Annotated in this window: 12 protein-coding genes; 4 read left to right on the top strand and 8 right to left on the bottom strand. The window is 58.0% G+C overall.

Going from position 1 to position 16,901, the window contains the following annotated elements; genetic code table 11:
* Positions 1–138: 138 nt before the first annotated feature.
* Positions 139–1,692: an alpha/beta fold hydrolase gene (locus PL263_RS02285; RefSeq protein WP_278211510.1), complete on the top strand. Its 1,554-nt coding sequence runs from the start codon at positions 139–141 to the stop codon at positions 1,690–1,692.
* Positions 1,693–1,863: 171 nt separating this feature from the next.
* Here PL263_RS02285 and PL263_RS02280 read toward each other — a convergent pair whose 3' ends face one another.
* From PL263_RS02280 to PL263_RS02260, 5 genes are all read right to left on the bottom strand, one after another.
* Positions 1,864–2,880, bottom strand: coding sequence for a FecR family protein (locus PL263_RS02280; protein WP_278211509.1), 1,017 nt, complete (start codon positions 2,878–2,880; stop codon positions 1,864–1,866).
* 72 nt (positions 2,881–2,952) lie between these two features.
* A complete protein-coding gene (locus tag PL263_RS02275; RefSeq protein WP_278211508.1) occupies positions 2,953–3,465 on the bottom strand; it encodes an RNA polymerase sigma factor in 513 nt (170 codons plus the stop codon).
* Between the two features lie 191 nt (positions 3,466–3,656).
* Complete coding sequence (locus PL263_RS02270; RefSeq protein ID WP_278211507.1) at positions 3,657–4,565, bottom strand: LysR substrate-binding domain-containing protein; 909 nt, start codon at positions 4,563–4,565, stop codon at positions 3,657–3,659.
* A 281-nt stretch (positions 4,566–4,846) separates the two neighbouring features.
* Positions 4,847–8,773, bottom strand: coding sequence for a PAS domain S-box protein (locus PL263_RS02265; protein ID WP_278211506.1), 3,927 nt, complete (start codon positions 8,771–8,773; stop codon positions 4,847–4,849).
* 10 nt (positions 8,774–8,783) lie between these two features.
* Positions 8,784–9,935: a response regulator gene (locus tag PL263_RS02260; protein WP_278211505.1), complete on the bottom strand. Its 1,152-nt coding sequence runs from the start codon at positions 9,933–9,935 to the stop codon at positions 8,784–8,786.
* A 167-nt stretch (positions 9,936–10,102) separates the two neighbouring features.
* On the opposite strand from PL263_RS02260, the gene PL263_RS02255 reads away from it, so the two are divergent.
* The 3 genes from PL263_RS02255 (at position 10,103) to PL263_RS02245 (ending at position 11,596) form a co-directional block, all read left to right on the top strand.
* Positions 10,103–10,519, top strand: coding sequence for a YeeE/YedE thiosulfate transporter family protein (locus tag PL263_RS02255; protein WP_278211504.1), 417 nt, complete (start codon positions 10,103–10,105; stop codon positions 10,517–10,519).
* A gap of 14 nt (positions 10,520–10,533) precedes the next feature.
* Entirely contained in the window at positions 10,534–10,950 is a 417-nt protein-coding gene (locus PL263_RS02250; RefSeq protein ID WP_278211502.1) for a DUF6691 family protein, read from the top strand.
* A 229-nt stretch (positions 10,951–11,179) separates the two neighbouring features.
* Complete coding sequence (locus tag PL263_RS02245) at positions 11,180–11,596, top strand: hypothetical protein (RefSeq protein WP_278211501.1); 417 nt, start codon at positions 11,180–11,182, stop codon at positions 11,594–11,596.
* 69 nt (positions 11,597–11,665) lie between these two features.
* Here PL263_RS02245 and PL263_RS02240 read toward each other — a convergent pair whose 3' ends face one another.
* The 3 genes from PL263_RS02240 to PL263_RS02230 all read right to left on the bottom strand — a co-directional run bounded on the left by PL263_RS02240 (position 11,666) and on the right by PL263_RS02230 (position 16,854).
* On the bottom strand, positions 11,666–13,966 hold the full coding sequence (locus PL263_RS02240) for a PKD domain-containing protein (RefSeq protein WP_278211500.1): 2,301 nt from the start codon (positions 13,964–13,966) through the stop codon (positions 11,666–11,668).
* Between the two features lie 162 nt (positions 13,967–14,128).
* Positions 14,129–15,094, bottom strand: a complete 966-nt coding sequence (locus tag PL263_RS02235; RefSeq protein WP_278211499.1) for a hypothetical protein — start codon at positions 15,092–15,094, stop codon at positions 14,129–14,131.
* 107 nt (positions 15,095–15,201) lie between these two features.
* Positions 15,202–16,854 carry a sulfotransferase gene (locus PL263_RS02230; protein ID WP_278211498.1) on the bottom strand — a complete coding sequence of 551 codons (1,653 nt, stop codon included), beginning with the start codon at positions 16,852–16,854 and terminating at the stop codon, positions 15,202–15,204.
* Positions 16,855–16,901 lie beyond the last annotated feature (47 nt).

The following is a 16,901-nucleotide window of genomic DNA, read 5'->3' as shown; positions in this document are numbered from 1 at the left end:
GTTTCGACCCGCGTGGGCACAAAAGGCCGTGACCACCTTACCGGACTGCCATATGGTCGTTCGCAGTATCAAGATGCATAAGGTCTAGGGTACGGCCCTAGTTTCACTATTGAATTGATTGACCGGGAAATATTCCACATGAGCAAACCGCTGAATCATTTTTGCCAAATCACGCTCCTCACTGCCTTTATTACTTTGTCCAGCGGCTGTTCGGTCAATCCAGTAGCGTCCAAATCAACCAAATTTGGTTCGGCCTGGCAAACCGTGGCGTGCAAAATTTTTGACGTGCCTGATGCGATTGCCGCGCAATCGGATTGCGGCTATGTCACCGTCCCCGCACAGCATGACCAACCCAACGGCCCCACCATCCAACTGGCCGTGATTCGGACGCGTAGCAGTGGCAAAAACCCGGCGCTCGATCCCCTGTTTGTCGAACAGGGAGGTCCTGGGGACTCAACCATCGGTGATATTGCCGATGGGGCCTTGCCGAATTTTCCCGAACTCCCTGTCTTGTTAGAGAACCGCGATTTAATCTTCTTAGAGGAACGGGGGACACGTTATTCCAAGCCCTTCCTGTCTTGTCCGGAACTCAATGATCACTATATCGCAGTGGCCAAAGGGGAAATAGGCTACACCGATCCAAGCTGGTTCAAGGCGTGTAACGATCGCCTTAAGGCGCAAGGGATTAATCCCAACGCCTTCAATACCCGCGAAAATGCTGCCGATGTCTACTTTGTGGCAGAGACCTTGGGCTACCCGCAATTCAACTACTATGGCGTTTCTTACGGCACCTTATTGGGGCAATATGTGATTGCGCAGGCGGATAAGCACCAAGCCAAACTGCGCAGCGTGATCCTGGATGGCGTCGTCACCACCAATGTTGATTTCAATCTGGGCGCCGGACACTCGATGAGTTATGCCTTGCGGAATGTGTTCCACTCTTGCGCGCAAGACCAACAATGCGGTCAGGCCTATCCCAATCTGGAGCAGAAATTTTTGGCGCTGGTCGATCAATTTAATCAGAAACCCATTCCCATTACCCTGACCCTTCCCTCCAGCCAAAAACCGATCGCCAGTCAGCTCGATGGCAATACCTTTCTGAATGGTGTCCTACACTTTTTAGCAAGGCCCTATTCCGCTGAATCAGCCCGCGGCAGTTCGCTACCCAAGTTCATTTATGCAGCCAGCAAAGGCAACTTCGATTGGGTGACGGAAAAACTGTCAGAGGACTTGGAAAATCAAAACGGCGCGAAAGAGATGTATCACACCGTCCTTTGTGCGCGGGCAAAATCGGTGCAAGTGACGCCTTCCCAGTTATTGCCGCCAGCCTATCCGCAACTGCTGCCCATTGGCATCCGCGAGGCCGAAGGCGTGACGAAAGCGTGTGATATTCTCCAGGCCGAGTTGAAACCGCCTTTTGCTTACGAAAACCCTGACATTCCAACCCTTTTATTTAACGGTACTTACGATCCAGTCACGCCGCTGCCCTATGGGGAGGCCGTGGCTAAGAACTTGAAAACCGCCTATGTTTACACCTTCCCAGGTGTCGGACATGGGGCCTTGTTTGTGCCGAAGGATATGCCTGCCGGGACCTGTTCGACGCAAATTGCCGCCGAGTTTCTGGCTAACCCGCAGCAAGCACCCGACAGTAGCTGTCTTACTCAGATCAAACCGAGATTTGTGGTTGAATAAAACAGCTTTTCAAACATCTTTGAGCCGTTGGGCTTGATCTGGAGCGGTTAACGTTAAACAAATCCACTCGGTGCTGGTAAAGACTTTGATAGCTAAGCCCTTAATTTGTATTGGACAAACTCAAATTAAGGGTAGGCGGGAGTCTTCGATGGTTGCCGATGCTGCGCCGGGCTAGCGCAACACCACCAGATACCGGGTCAAGGACACGATTTTAAGGCCCGGCACCGCGGAACCGAAGCCGGCGACGGCCTGGTCGAGGGCATCGAGCCGAAACAGGCCGCTGATCCGTTTATCCGCCCAAGCCGAGTTCAGCAGCAATACCTTACCGGGGCGGTAGGCGTTGATGCGTTCGACCGCTTCCGCCAGCGGCACGCCGTCGAATTGCAAGTAACCGTCGCGCCACACCGCCATGTTTTCCGGCCGACCGGGGCGGACGGATATTTGGCCGCCCGCAATTGCGGCGGTTTGGCCGGCCGCCAGCGGGTTGTGCCGGTCGCCGATGCGAATTTCGACCCGGCCTTCGACCAGTTCGACCTGGGTTTGCGCACCGGTGCGGCGCACGCCGAAAGCCGTACCGATCGCCCTTACTTCGCCGGCATCGGTGGCGGCCAAAAACGGCCGCTGCGCATCCTTGGCCACGTCGAAAAAGGCTTCGCCGCGCAACAACTCGACCCGGCGTTGGAGCTTATCGAAACGAATCGCCAATGCGCTGTCGGCGTTCAAAATAAGCCGAGAACCGTCGGCCAGCACCACCCGACGCTGCTCGGCCTTACCAGTCAGATAGTCGGCCTGCCATGCCCAGGGCGGATAAAACGCCGCCAAGGTCAACGCCAATAACACGCAAGCGGCAATTGCCGGTGCCCACCGTAGCCGTCGGCGCCGATTTCGGAGCGGCGGACAGGTCGGCGCGACTGAAACGGTCGCCGCGACATCGGTAGCCGGCTGCCGGCCGCGTTCCTGCAAGCTGGGTTCGGCGCCGGGAATCGGCCGGCCGCGCAATTGCCCCAGCCCTTGCCAGACCGCCTGGGCCCGTTGCCAGGCCTGTTCGTGGGCCGGACCCGCCTCGCGCCAGGCCGCCAAACCTTGGCGGTCCGCGGCGGAAAATTCGCCGGATTCCCGTTTCGCCAGCCAAGCGCAAGCCTGCTCCAGCAAGCGCGAGTCGTCGTCCGGCAGCGGTGCGGTGGTCATGGCAGATTCCTGAGTCAACGGTGAAGGCGATATATGATAGACGAGGCCGGTAGCCTGAACCACATCGTCCGGCTAGGGCTGAGCCAAGGATTTGGCGCAATGCAGCAACGCGCGTTTGATGTTGTCTTCCACGGTGCGTACCGAGATACCGAGTTGCTCGGCAATTTCCCGCTGTTTCATGCCTTCGAAGCGGTTCAGATAAAAGATGCGTTGGCACAGCGGCGGCAATTCCGCCAGACTGCCGATCAGGCTGTCCAGGGCTTGCTCGCTCAAAGCCACGGTTTCGGCGCAGCGCAGATCGGGGGCATCGGGCAAGTCCGGTTCCGGCCAGTCGGCAATCGTCGCGTTACGCACGCTCTGACTGCGGTAATGGTCGTACAGCAAATTCTGCGCGGTGCGAAACAGGTAAGCCCTCAGGTTGCCGACTTTGCTTAGATCCTCGCTACGGCATAAGCGGACGAAGGCTTCCTGGCTGAGATCGGCCGCGGTTTCCCGGCAGCGTAGCCGGGCGAAGAGCACTGCTTCCAGCTCGCTGCGGCAGTCGAGATAAAGCTCTTGTAAGGATTGGCTGACAGAAAATGACATGGGCTGCTGGCTTGGCGGTGCGGAATGCGGGATGTCCTTTGCACACCAGCAAAATTAGCGCCGCAAACCGGAAACCGTCTGCAATCAGCAGGCTAAGCCGCCTGACGAGGTAGCGGTCGGCCCGAAATCAAATAAGCTATGTTAAATAACCCACGCTAAAGCGGCGATATGGCGCAATCGCCGACCGGGTCTCAGCCGGCCGCGGTGTAGTTGGCGGCCGCTTCTACCAACAACTCGTCGATAAAGTACCGGCAGTAATTGGGCACGTACAGTTGTTTCAAATACGCGATCTTGGTGGTGGAGCTGGGTATCAGGCCGGCCAGATCTTTCGCGAGCAAATCGCTATCCCGACCGGGCTCGTAGGACGTACCGGCGATGATGCCGACGCCCATACCCAGCCGCACGTAAGTTTTGATCACGTCGGAATCGGCCGCGGCCAAGGTAATATCCAGCGGCAAGCGCGCATTTTGAAAGGCTTTTTCGATGGCGCTACGGCCGGTAAACCCCGGCGAGTAGGTCAAAATCGGTTCGGCAGACAGACGTTGCAGCGTGATTTCGCCGTCGGCCAGCCGGTGTCCGGCCGGCATGATCGCGATGTGATGCCATTCGTAACACGGCTTGACTACCAGTTTGTCGTCGTCGGCCAACTTTTCGGTGCAAATGGCGAGATCGGCCTGATGCCGATGCAGCAAGTTGACCAGATTATCCGGCGAGGATTGCACCATATAAATCTTGATGCCGGGATATCTGGCCCGGAAGCGGGCGATCGGCCCCGGCAGCAAATATTTGGCCTGGGTATGCGTGGTGGCGATGCGGAAGGTGCCGTGGTTGTTGTCGAGAAAGTCGTCGGCGATCAGTTGAATGTTCTTTTTCGCCTGATTAATCAAATCGACTTCGTCCATGATTTTTTCGCCAAGCGGCGTCAGGCCGGTCAATTTTTTGCCTTGGCGAATAAATAAAGGCGAACCTAATTCGGCTTCGAACAATTGCAATTGCCGGCTCACCGCCGACTGCACCACATGCATTTTTTCCGCGGCCTTGCTCAGGTTGAAATCGGTTTCTTGCAGATTACGCAACAATTCGAGTTGGTTTAAATTCATCTAAATCCTCAAAAAAAACCCACCGTCCTGGAAACTTTTTTTAACTAACCTATACTGTTAGTCGACGGTAGCAAACCAAATCTGATCTGTAGATATAGGATTGTGATTATATCGTTTTATCCTAGAGGTTTAGCACGCTGACATAACGACCGCCTCGCTTTGCCGCAGCGGTCGTTATTTGTGGCTAACCTCCTCCTAGCTACAGGGAAGTTGTTTATGGCGGGTTTAATTACCCGCCATTTTTTTGCGCAGCCCGGCGGCAAATTCTGCCGACATGGCATTCAAGCGCCCCTCTTTCCCGACAGTTCCTGCAAGATTTTCCCCAACAATTCGGCCAATTGCATCGCCAGACCGGACGAGTCGGCTTTTGCGTCCTTGGCCGCCAACTCGGTTTGCTGCGCCAGTTGTAACAACGATTGGACTTGAAAAATCCCGGCAAAGGCTTTCAAGTTATGGGCGACAAATTTGATCGTCGGCAGATCGCCATGCTCTGCGGCCAGCCGCAGTTTTTCCAGATTTTGTTGTTGGCTGCCGTCGAGCGCGTTGTCGATAATTTTATCGACGAAAGTCTGGCGACCGTCGAAACGCTCCAGCATGGCTTGCCAATCGATCAAGCTCGAACATGGCGGCGCTGGCGTATCTAACACGTCCTGGGACGGCGGCGCAGGCAAGTCCTGGTCGACCGGCACTGCAACGACGGCCGACAGGCGCAACGGCACCGCCTTCACAATGGCCCTGACCAAGGCGTTCTCGTCGACCGGTTTAGTGATGCGGTCTTTCATGCCGGCCTCCAGACAACGCGCACGCTCCTCTTCCATGGCATGAGCGGTCAAGCCGATCACCGGCAAATCCGGAGCCAGCGCCAACAGCCGTCGCGTGGTCTGGTAACCGTCCATGACCGGCATTTGAATATCCATCAAAACCAGATCGAACGCCTGAGGACCGGAGCGCTGAATCAAATCCAGCGCCTGCTGGCCGTTCTCCGCGAACACCACCTCGGCGCCTTCCGTATGCAGAATGTCGGCCAGCACCAGCCGATTCAACTCGACGTCTTCCGCGGCGAGTATGCGTAGACCTTGCAATCTTGCACCGCTGGCGGCCAGTGCGCCGCTATCCCCGGTTTCCGGTTCGGCGGCCGGCAGCGGGACCGTCAGCACAAAGGTACTGCCGACGCCGTACGTGCTTTGCGCCTCGATGTCGCCGCCCATTAACCGCGCCAGATCCCGGCTGATCGCCAACCCCAAACCGCTGCCGCCGAACTTGCGCGTGGTCGAATTGTCGGCCTGTTCGAATGCGCTGAACAGGCGCTGTAACTGTTCCGCGGTCATCCCAATCCCGCTATCCATCACCGAGAAGCGCACGTTGGCGTCACGACGGCTGATTTTGACCGCCACATAGCCGCTATCGGTGAATTTGACAGCGTTAGCCAATAAGTTCAGCAGTATCTGCCGCAAACGCAAACCGTCGCCGAGCACCCATTCCGGCAATTCGCCGTCGAACTGCACCACCAACGTCAACTGCTTTTCCCGCACCCGCAGCTCCAGTAACTCGCGGACTTCGCCGATCAGGTCGGCCAGTTTGAACGGATGCGGGTCCAACTGCATTTTGCCCGACTCGATTTTGGAAAAATCCAGGATATCGTTCACCAGATTCAACAGGTGTTGGCCGGCTTCGTAAATTTTGGCCATGTTGGCATTTTCCGCCCCGGCCTTACGTAAATTCATTTTGGCCAAGCCCAGAATCGCATTCAGCGGCGTCCGAATTTCGTGGCTCATGTTGGCCAGAAAATCACTTTTGACTTGCGACAGACGCTCCGCTTGCAAGCGAGCCTGCTCTTGCGCGGCTTGGGTAGCCTTGTGGTTGCTGATATCCCGGATCACCCCGATAAAGATGTTCTCGTAATCGTCGATCAACTCGCTGACCGTCAATTCCAGCGGAAAGGTGCTGCCGTCCGATCTGAGTCCTTCGAATTCCACACAGCGGTTCATGATGGCGCGACTGCGGCTCGTCATATATTTGGCTAGATAGCCATCGTGGCTGGAACGATGGGGTTCTGGCATCAGCAGGCTGACATTGTGGTCTATTAACTGGTTTTCGTCGTAGCCGAACAAGTTACAAACCGCATCGTTAACCAACAGGATAGTCCCGACCTGGTCGATCAATACCACACCGTCGGCCATGGTACGCAAAATCGCCCGGTTGCGGGCCTCGCTCGCCACCAGCTCCTGCTTGGCCCGTTTGCGCTCGCTGATGTCGTGCACGGTTGCCTGCACCAGCTCTTCGTCGCCGATGACGATGCGGTTCAGTTGCACTTCGGCAAAGAACAGCTCGCCGTCCGCGCGCTTATGTTGCCACTCGAAGTGTTGAGCGCCCTCCATTAATGTCCGTTCGATGTACAGTGCGGCCAACTCTGCGGAACAACGGCCGTCCGGCTGATATTCCGGCGATAGCAACACCGGGGACAGACTCAACAGATGCGCCAGATCGCGGCAGCCGAACAAGCTGACCGCGGCCGGGTTGGCCGATAAAAAGCCGCGGGCCTGGCTCAAGGTCATGATCGCGTCCAACGAAAATTCGAATAAGGCCCGAAAGCGTTGCTCGCTATTCCGCAGAATGGCAGCGGCTTGCCTTTCGAACGAAATATCGCGAATAAAGGCGTTGAATTCAACGGCATCGGCCAATTCGATTGGCGTGATAGCCAATTCCACCGGAAACTCGCCGCCGCTGCGGCGCAATGCGGCAACTTCTATGCGTCGGTTGACCGCGCTGCCTTTGCCGCTACTGAGAAATATTTTCAAGCCCTGCAAGTGGGCACTGCGATACCGTTCCGGAAGAATCACATCGTGTAATGGCCGGCCCAAGACTTCCTCGGCTTGCCAGCCGAAGATGGCCTCGGCTTGCGGGTTCCAGCCGGTGATTTCGCCATGGCGATTCATTTGCACGACCGCGTCCAAGGCGGTATTGACGATGCTGCGCAAACGGACCTCGTCTCGTTTTCGCTCCGCCATTAACGCGGCGAAGCCGTCTGCCATTCGATTGAAATGCCCGGCCACCCGGCCGATTTCGTCGCCGGAATCCTGTGCCAGCCGCTGCTGCAAATCGCCTTCGGCGAACGCCTTGGCTGCCTTCGCCAAACCGGCGATGCTGGCACTGATCGACAAATGGGCGCCTATCGAAAAATAAGCGATCAACACCAGCAAAAAACCCGGCACACCCACACTCAAAGCCAATGAGGTTTGCATTTCGGCTATCCGGCGTTGGATAGCCCGCTCCGTCTCGGGCAGAAAACTGTCGTATATTTGCTCGAAAACGCTGTCTATCGTGATGGTCGCGGTAGAAAAAAACTGATCCGGATCGACGGTAAAGCGCTGCTGCAGCATATCGTCGATCAAATGCCCGGCGATCAGAGTAACCGCATCGCGGATACGATCCAACATCGCGGCCATCAGCGGCAGTTGCGCCGGGTTGTAACGCTGGATGTCTTTCGCGGCGTGCTCCAGCGTTTTGACGTCGTCCAATATCCGGCTTTTCAGTACCGCCAGTTCCTGTTTTTGCGCGGCATCGATCTGCTTGGCGGCCAGGATGCCGACCCCCATCGCCCTGACCCGGCCAATGTTTTCCAAGGCCTTTGGCAATTGCTCGACAACCAGCAAAATCAAGTGGTGGGTAGCCAGGCTGGACTCGTTGACCAAGCGGCTTTCCTCGCTGACCAGTGCTGCGAGCTCCAGCAGGCCGGCAATCAAGTTACTATGCAATTCATAGCTGCGCTGCTGACTGATTTCGGTCCCGCCCTGTTGCAACAACAGCGCCCAATCCGTCTGCAGGCCCTCGGCTATCGCGACGCCCGCAGAACCGGCATCGCTAGCGGCCACCAGCTCGGCAAGTGCCGCAGTTGTCCTGGCTTCGACCAAGTCGCGCCGTGCCCGCAAACTTTCAGCTCCGCCGATTAAGCCCGCCGACAAGCCGCGATGCTGCTGAACCAATTGAAACGCCCGGGTAACGTGGGCAATCTGGCTTAATCCGGTCACTTCCCGCTGCGCATAGGACAGCGAGCGATTCAGATTTTGATAAAGGTTAAAAAATACCGCCAGTACCGCCAACAGCGACAACAGCCCGATCACGCTGAACTTTTTGCTGAAGCTCAAGCGGTTCATCACCGCTTCGGCCGGCAAAAACAAGACTTTTATGGGGTTCTGCCCGGTCTTCACGGGTTCCGGCTCACGCTTGCCCGCTTACTTCGGCGTTGCCGGCCAGCAACGCGTTCTGTTTTTCCAGGATCTGATTCAAGCGCAATGCCAGCTGGTGGTCCTTATCGAACAAGCGGTCCAGCTGAGTCGTTAACTCTTCGACATAGCCGTGCAACAAATACTCCTGGCTATCGGTCAGCCCCAAATGGACGAACGCGTTCTCCATGTTGCTGCGGTGTTGTTCGGACAGATTGACCAGCTGCTGATGGTTGACCTGTTGGTTTTGTTCGATTTCGCTCAACAATGCATTCAATTCGCGAATACCTTCCAGCCTGGCTTTGGCCTGCAATTGGCGTTGCTGCTCGCCGACCATCGCCTCCATCCGGGCGCTGGCGCCCTCCACCAGAATCGCCAGGTGATCGCGCAAGCGGCCTATCGCGTCCGGATCGGTCACATCCAGGCCCATCACCAACAAGGTCACGTTCGGAAAATTCAATACCAGTCGGTCTCCGGCCTGATAGATACGGCCGAGTTTGCTCACATAGCTTAGAATCGAGCGCTCCAACGCCGAACATACCGGCTCCGGCCCGAAAACGTGTTCGCCGCAGCTATCGTCCAGTTTCACCAGACCGCTGGCACCGTATTGCGGCAGCGTCTCGATGATCAATGCCCCCAGTTGCGCCGGGGTCCGGCATTGAAACGAAGTGCGCAGAAAATGCAGGATCGCTCCGGTCTCGCCCAAACTGGACATGGCCGTGAATGCCGTTTGCTGGGCGTAATCGAGCTGAGTGCGTAGATTGCGTTTTTGCTGTTCGGTCTCGATCGCCAATTCGACCTTGCGCAGCAATACTTCCTTCTTGGCATTTTTCGGAATGAAGTCGTTGCCGCCGGCATCGAAGGCGGTTAACAGAATTTCCAGGTCATCGTGCGCCGAGACGAACATGACTTGCACCTCGTCGTTATCGTCGGCGCGAATCTGTCGGCAAACATCGATCCCGCTTTGGCCCGGCATCTCAATGTCCAGCAGAATCAGATTCGGCTGCAGATCCAATGCAGCCAAGCAATCGGCACCGTTGGCAAACTCGTGAATCTGATAATTTTGGCCTTGCAACTGGTCGACAATCACCAGCCGCAACAAGGCGTCGTCATCCACAACAAAAATACAGAAGGGTTTATCGGACATCTTATTTCCTCGGTGTCGCGCAAAATCGGGGCGAATACCGTCTACAAGCTTAGTTAATTTCGCCAAACTCACCAGCCGGAAAGGTTACAAAACCAGGCGAATGGTCCGTTCTCGCCAGTTCCGGGCTTTTCTGTTTCAATAGCGGCTTTTCCTTATATGCTGAATTCATGGATTACTCATCTGCGCTCGCCGCCGTTCTCGGCGGCGTTTTAATCGGCGCCTCCGCGGCCTTACTGTTGTTTACCTACAAACATACCGCCGGTATTTCCGGTATCGCTGCCGGTCTGTTGCCGCCTTGGCCGAAGGGCAACGTCTGGCGCATCTGGTTTCTGGCCGGTCTGGTCGCCAGCGCGCCGCTCGCGAAATTGGCCGGCGCCGACCCGGTCACGGAATTGCAGGCGTCGCCTACGCTTCTGGCGCTGGCCGGACTATTGGTCGGTTACGGTTCCCGCCTCGGCGGCGGCTGTACCAGCGGGCACGGCGTGTGCGGTATCGCCCGCCTGTCGCCCCGTTCTATCGTGGCTACGCTGATTTTTATGTTTAGCGCCGGCATCACGGTCTTCCTGACCCGTCATTGGCTTTGAGAGAGGGAAACGTCATGAAACACGGAGTGATACTCTTCGGCTACGGCCTGCTGTTCGGCATCGGTCTGGTGGTTGCCGGCATGAGTAATCCGGCCAACGTTTTGGCCTTTCTGGATGTGGCCGGAGCCTGGGACCCAAGTTTGGCGCTGGTCATGGCCAGCGCGCTGGCGACCTTGGGCGGAGCCCGGCATTGGCTGCACCGCAATACCGAAGCCGCCGACCACGAACAAGACACCGGTGCGGCGCCGGCAGCGATCGACGCGCGCTTGGTCTGCGGCGCAGCGATATTCGGCGTGGGCTGGGGCATCTCCGGCTTTTGTCCGGGACCGGCATTGGTCGGTCTCACCGCAGGGCTGGCCGGAAACTATGTCTTTGTTGCGGCCATGTTTGCCGGCTTCTACCTGTTCAAACGCTTACACCGCAGCAATTGACCGGAAGCGGCTTGCAGCTTTGCCGTCCAGTCTCGCCGCATTTTGTCCGCTTTACCACAACAATCCACGCCGATCCGGCGCCTGATCGGCGCCGGCTAACCGGTACGGCCTCGGCTGAGACCGCGACTAGCGGGCCTTCGGCTGTTATTTCCGGACGCTGGCAGCGGACCGCAAATTCTGGAACCGATTTTGCTGCACGTTAAGCAAACACTTGCCCAGGAGAATTACGATGAGTCTATTTATCGCTTCGATGACGCCGGACCGGGCGTTGGAAGACAGCGCCATCAGCCAAGCCATCACCAAGATTGCAATCGCTTTGGCCGGCTACCGGCAATTGCCGGTGCAAAAACGTTCGCCGGCCCTCGATATCGTATTTATGCTACCCGGCAGCCAGGAGCGCGCGGCGTTCGCCGGCCTGCGCATCCGCGGCTTCGACCAGACCGGGCAGAGCTTGCAACTCGAAGCGGCGGTGCCGGACAACATGATAGGCTCGGCGCACGCGGAACGCTACGTCATTGCCGTGATGCAGGACGCGATCGACGCCGGTGCCGAATTTTTCCGCGAACAGCAAATCTTGTTCGATGCGGCGGAGCATCTGGCTTTGAGCGAAGCGCTGGCCGAGAAACCCCGTTACGCCATTAACTGAATCGCCACTGGCGATCCGGCAATTTGCGGCGGTGATGGGGACGCTTCCGCCCCCATCGAAAACCGTCCCCTACCAGGAAAAGCTACCGGTGACGGAGCCGCCGCCATCGTACAGATAGCCGGTTTTAAACGCACTGTTGACGCTAAAAGCGCAGCTGCCTTTGGCGGAACTGGCAAACGTCGGACTTGTGATGGTGGCTTGGCCGGTGCTGCCGGTAAAGCCGATCGCGGAGGTGGCGAGCAGGGTTTTGCTGGCACCGGCGGTCAAACCACCGCTCCAAACGCCGTAAATCGCCGCACCGGAAACCGTCGAGTTCAGGTATTTCAACGTTACGTTCGCCACACACTGCGCCTTGCCGCCGGCAAGAGTCCGACGCAGAATCCGGGTCGATGCCACTTTCATACTGTTCGTTACCGGACTTTGCTGAGCTTGCAGACTGACGCTGGCGCTGTTCTTCAAACCGCTGTTGTCGGTCACCGTCAAGGTTGCAGTATAAGTTCCCGGCGTGTTGTAGCTATGGGTGACCGTGGCTGAGCGGCTCACCCCGCTGCCGTCGCCGAAATTCCATTCGTAACCGGTGATGCTACCGTCGCGGTCGCTGGAACCGGACCCGTTAAATTCGACACTCAACGGCGCATAGCCTTGGTTCGGCAACGCGCTGATGATTGCCGTCGGCGCCTGCGCCTCGACGGCTTTGGGGTAGCTGCCGCTGATCTGGTAGCGTCCCAGGCTGCCGTAATCGCTGTAGCCGGTGGTCAAGTCGCCGAAGCCGACGCCTTCGATTTGCAGATAATATTGCCCGGGGTTCAGCACCGCAGCGACACTAGCCGACAAACTGTCTGCCGGACTGGCTTGGATAACGGTTCCGCCTTTGGCGTCCAACAGCTTCAATTGAATATCCAAATTTTGCGACACCGGGTCCGGGCTGGCATTGAATTGCACCCCGCCGCCGCCGGTATTGAAGGCAAACACGTCGACGTCGCTGCTGCGTTCGATGATGCCGCTTTGGTCTACGGCACTGGAGTCACCGGCGATAGGTCCGGCGCCAGCCGCATTGTTGGCATAGTCGTCGACTCTGAGCGGGGTACCGGCAGCGTGAATCACCGTAATATCGTCCTGCAGGTTGTTGGCGCCGGGGTATTCGCCTTTGCTCCATTGCGTGACCGATTTGTAATAGCCGACCCCCATGATCGGCCCCCAACCGGTGACGCCGCTGCCGTGACCGGAGTAGTAAGTGGTCGAGGCATTGCCGTCATGGGTCAGATTCAAATTGTGGCCGACTTCGTGCGATACCGCTTCAGCGACGTATTTCGGAAAGCCGTTGCCCAATTTGTCCAGAAACACCCAGGCCGGCTGATAACGGTCCGGCTTGCTGGCCGAATAGTAGGAATAGACGTTGACGTAAGCCACGCCGCCGCAAGCCTGGTTGCACAGTTGCGGCATCGACCGGGTGATCACGGCCCGCGTGCCGTACTGGCCGTCGTCGGCCGCGGTCCGGAACAATTTATCCGCACTCGGCTCTTCCGTGGTCACATCGACATCGAACGGCGCGTAGTCTTCGGCCACCCGTTGCCAGATTTGTTTGATATTGCTCAATTCGGTGGCGCTAAAAGCCGCCGGATTGCCGTCGATGTCGTAGGCCGGGGCCGTCAAAGTCCCGGAATTCCATGCCGTAGCCGTAGCCACATGGCCGTTGAAATCCAGATAAATCAGACGGTTGGCGCCAGGCTTGCTGTGCAAGGCAAAGGCATCGGTGCTGGAAGCAACGCTCATGCCGCCGCTTCCAGCTTGGGCCGGCGCGGTAGCGGTCGCCTCCTGCCCATCGCTCTCGCCCGGCGGTAACGCATCGATGTAAAGCAAGCGACCGCCCTCGTCGATCCAGGCGGTCGAATCGGTGGCTAAAATTTCGGCCAGGCGTTCGGCCGACATGTCGTAAGCTCGGGCGACCGCTTCCAGCTTGTCGCCCAAAGCCTCGATTGCGGCCTTACCGTTTTTCTTTTCCGCCAGCCGGATTTGCGGAAACGGCGTTTCGCCGCCGTCAGCGCCGACCGCTGCCGAATCCGCAGGTACCGCGGTGGCGCTCTGTGCCAGCGTGATCGGATTGTCGGCGCCGGAATCGTTCAGACCGGAAACGAAGGCCTGCACCCGGCCGTCAGGCAAGGCTTTTAAGCCGTAGTTGTAGCCGCTCAAGGCTGCTTCGGCATCCTCCCTGGAAGAGAAATACAAGGGTTCGCCAACCGTACCCGCCCCCGGACTAGGCATGGTTGTGGTTAAATCGTCCGTACTGGAGACATTTTTTTCGGGTTCCGTCGCGCATCCTGCCGCCAAAACCGTCAACGCCAACGAAGTGAGGAATATTTGCTTGTTCATACGCCGCTCCCGAGGTCAATAAATACGCCAGAACAGTATAGCCCTGTCAACCGAGCTTTAGCGTTGGGAGGAAGATTAAAATTGCATCCCCTCGCCAACCAAACAGCGGAGGCTGCTTAACTCAATTTTCAGCCCCCGAGCCCTTGCCCGCTCGGGCTGGGTTTACTTGCCGCTTTCTTTCGACAGCAAGCTGTGGCGCAACGCCGACAACAGCAACACCGAACCGCCGGCCCCGGCCGCAATAAGCATCTCCGCCGTTTTCGGCTGCGCGCTCAACCAAATCAGCACTAGCGTCGCCATGCTCACCAGCAATGCCGCGACAGGGATGGCGCGCAAAACGGCGCGGTACGTCCTGACAGGGGCGGTACGCCGGCGCTCGGCCTGCCAGAGATAAGCACCGACACCGACCAGCAACCCGGCTATCGAGAATCCCCAATTCAATATCGACGCGCCCTGGTTGGTCCCGGTCAGCGCTTGCAGATTCCATTGCATCCAAACGCAGCCTTCCACCAACAAGGCAGCCGGTAGCAGACCACTGGCCCACGTCAGCTCCAGCGCCAAAAACGGCAACGCCAGCGACGCCACACTGGCCGCACTAAGCAAACTGAGCGGATACGCAACCAACACGGCCAACTCCAAAGCGCTGGCGTCTGCGGCGTTCGGCAAATACAAGGCCAAAATGAAACCCAACAGCGCGATAGTCATCGCCAGGGTATCGAGCTTGACGGCCCGTAACCGGGCTGAAGAAACACGACGGCGCAGCGCTTTTAGCAGGCCGCAGGTGAAACACGGCCCCATCAGCAGATAAAACACATCCGATGGCGCCGGAAACGGATTCCAGTAAAACAGTTCTTGCAGATTCCAACAGCATTGGCCGACAAAATACAGGCCGGTACCGTAACAAAACCAGCGGCGATACCAATACTGTCCGGCGTCGCCATGTAGCGTCCCCTGCCAGGCGATAACCCAGGCCGCACCGGCACTGACCGTCCAATGCGCGCTATCCAGCAACGCCAACCAGCTTTCGCCGGCAAACAGCGACAATACGGCTATGGCCAACAACAACAGGCTGGATACGGTCAGAATCGGTTTCAAATCGGCAGGCGCCATCGGTTGCGGAACGGTCATGCTTCATTTTAGCAACTGTTCCGAAATCCGAACCAAATCGGCGGCAAACGCCTGGCGACAATATACCGCTCCGGCTCTGCGGCCCCTACGCTATGAGCGGCCGGCCGTCAAAGGTCCGCCTCGTCGTAGCCGAATGCAGCGACAAACCGTGCCAATTGCGGCATCAGCTCGGCGAAGTTTTGTCGGTATGGCCGCCAGCGTGCCAGTGCCGAGTTGTACAAAGGTTGCGACACCGCGGCAAAGCTGGGCGTCGCCACGTAGCGACCGGCCGTGCGCTCGTGAAAACGCTCGACTTCGGGCCGCCAGTCGACGCCGAGCAGTTCGAATACGCGGCGGAAACTGGCTTCGAAATCGTTTACCACGTCTTCGTAGCGCAGTTCCAGCCAGGCCGGCGCGATCCGGTCGCGCAGGCTCAGCCATAAATCCATCACCGCCGCATACTGTTCGGCCACGCCTTGCCAGGACAACAGATTGACCGTGGCCGGCGACGCGGCGAAGGATTGCATCGCGCAACTCAGGCAAACATCGCGCGGGTCGCGCAACGCAAACAAAATCTTGGCATCCGGAAACAGGCAACTGATCAAGCCGGTTTCGATACTGTTCAACGCCACCTTGTTGACGAAGCGTTTACGCAAGGCCTCCGGCCCGAACTCCTCCGCCACCCGCTGCCAGTAATAGGCGCGCAGTTGTCTGGCTTGTGCTATGCCGATCCGGGCCAACGCCGCCGGCGTGTCATCGCTGATGCCGGCCATGGCCGCCAGTTCGGCGGACAGTTCCTCAAGCAGATGGTTTTCGTCGGAGGTCAATACCTGTGGATGGGCGGCAAGCACCTGTTCGGTCAAGGTCGTGCCGGAACGCAGGAAACCGATCAGAAACACCGGCGCCGGCAAGCCGTCGGCCAGTTGTTCCGGCGTCCAGCGTTTCAGCAAATCGTCGCTGTACCCCTGTTTGAACAAGGCGATTTTTTTAAAAATGTAAGCGGCATCGAGCTCTAGGTTCTCCGGCAATTGCCGCTGCAACGCGCCAGCCTTGGCAAACATCGCGAACGCCTCGGCATAGCGTTTCTGCTTATCGTAGACCTTGGACAGTTCCAGGCAGGCACGGGCCAATTGCCGGGTATCGGTTTCGGCGGCGACCACCCGCTCCAGCCGCTGCCGGGCCGCATCGTAGTGTTTGTTGTCGAACTCCAATATCGCCAGCAGGATATGAGAACCGGCATCGTGCGGCACCAGTTTCAATACCTTCTCCAGCGCAGCGATCGCCGCGTTGGTCTGATGCAAGCGCTGCAGGCAAACCGCTACCCCGTAATGGGCCGAAGCATTGTCCGGCATGGCTTTGGCGGCCGCCCGCGCCAGTTGCAGCGCCAAGTCCATATCGCCCCAAATTTGCATTTGTTCGGCAAATCCCAACAATACCCGGCCGTCGGTTTTATCGGCCTGCCGCAGCAAGGCTTTGGCGGCGCGAGCCAGATAACGTTTGCCTTCGGCCAAACGGTGGCGCCAGCACAAGCCCTGGCCCACGCCGGCCAAGGCCTCGGCATGATTGGGCTTGAGCTCAAGCACCTGGCGATAGCATTGCTCCGCCGCCGCGAAATCGCGGCGTTGGTAGGCATGGTAGCGTGCGGTTTCCAGCAATTGCTGCAAGCCGGTTTCGCCTGCCGGGGCCGCCGTCGGCTGCGCGCAGCAGTGTTTATATTTGCGGCCGCTGCCGCACGGGCAGGCTTCGTTACGGCCCGGTTTGGTCAAAGGCTTCGAATTCATGGATGGGTGTTAGGGTTAAACAGCACGCATCATAACGGGAAAACGCG

Origin of the sequence: Methylomonas sp. EFPC3 (assembly GCF_029643245.1) — a bacterium.
Classification (GTDB): domain Bacteria; phylum Pseudomonadota; class Gammaproteobacteria; order Methylococcales; family Methylomonadaceae; genus Methylomonas; species Methylomonas koyamae_B.
This window is presented reverse-complemented; position numbering and strand designations above follow the sequence as displayed.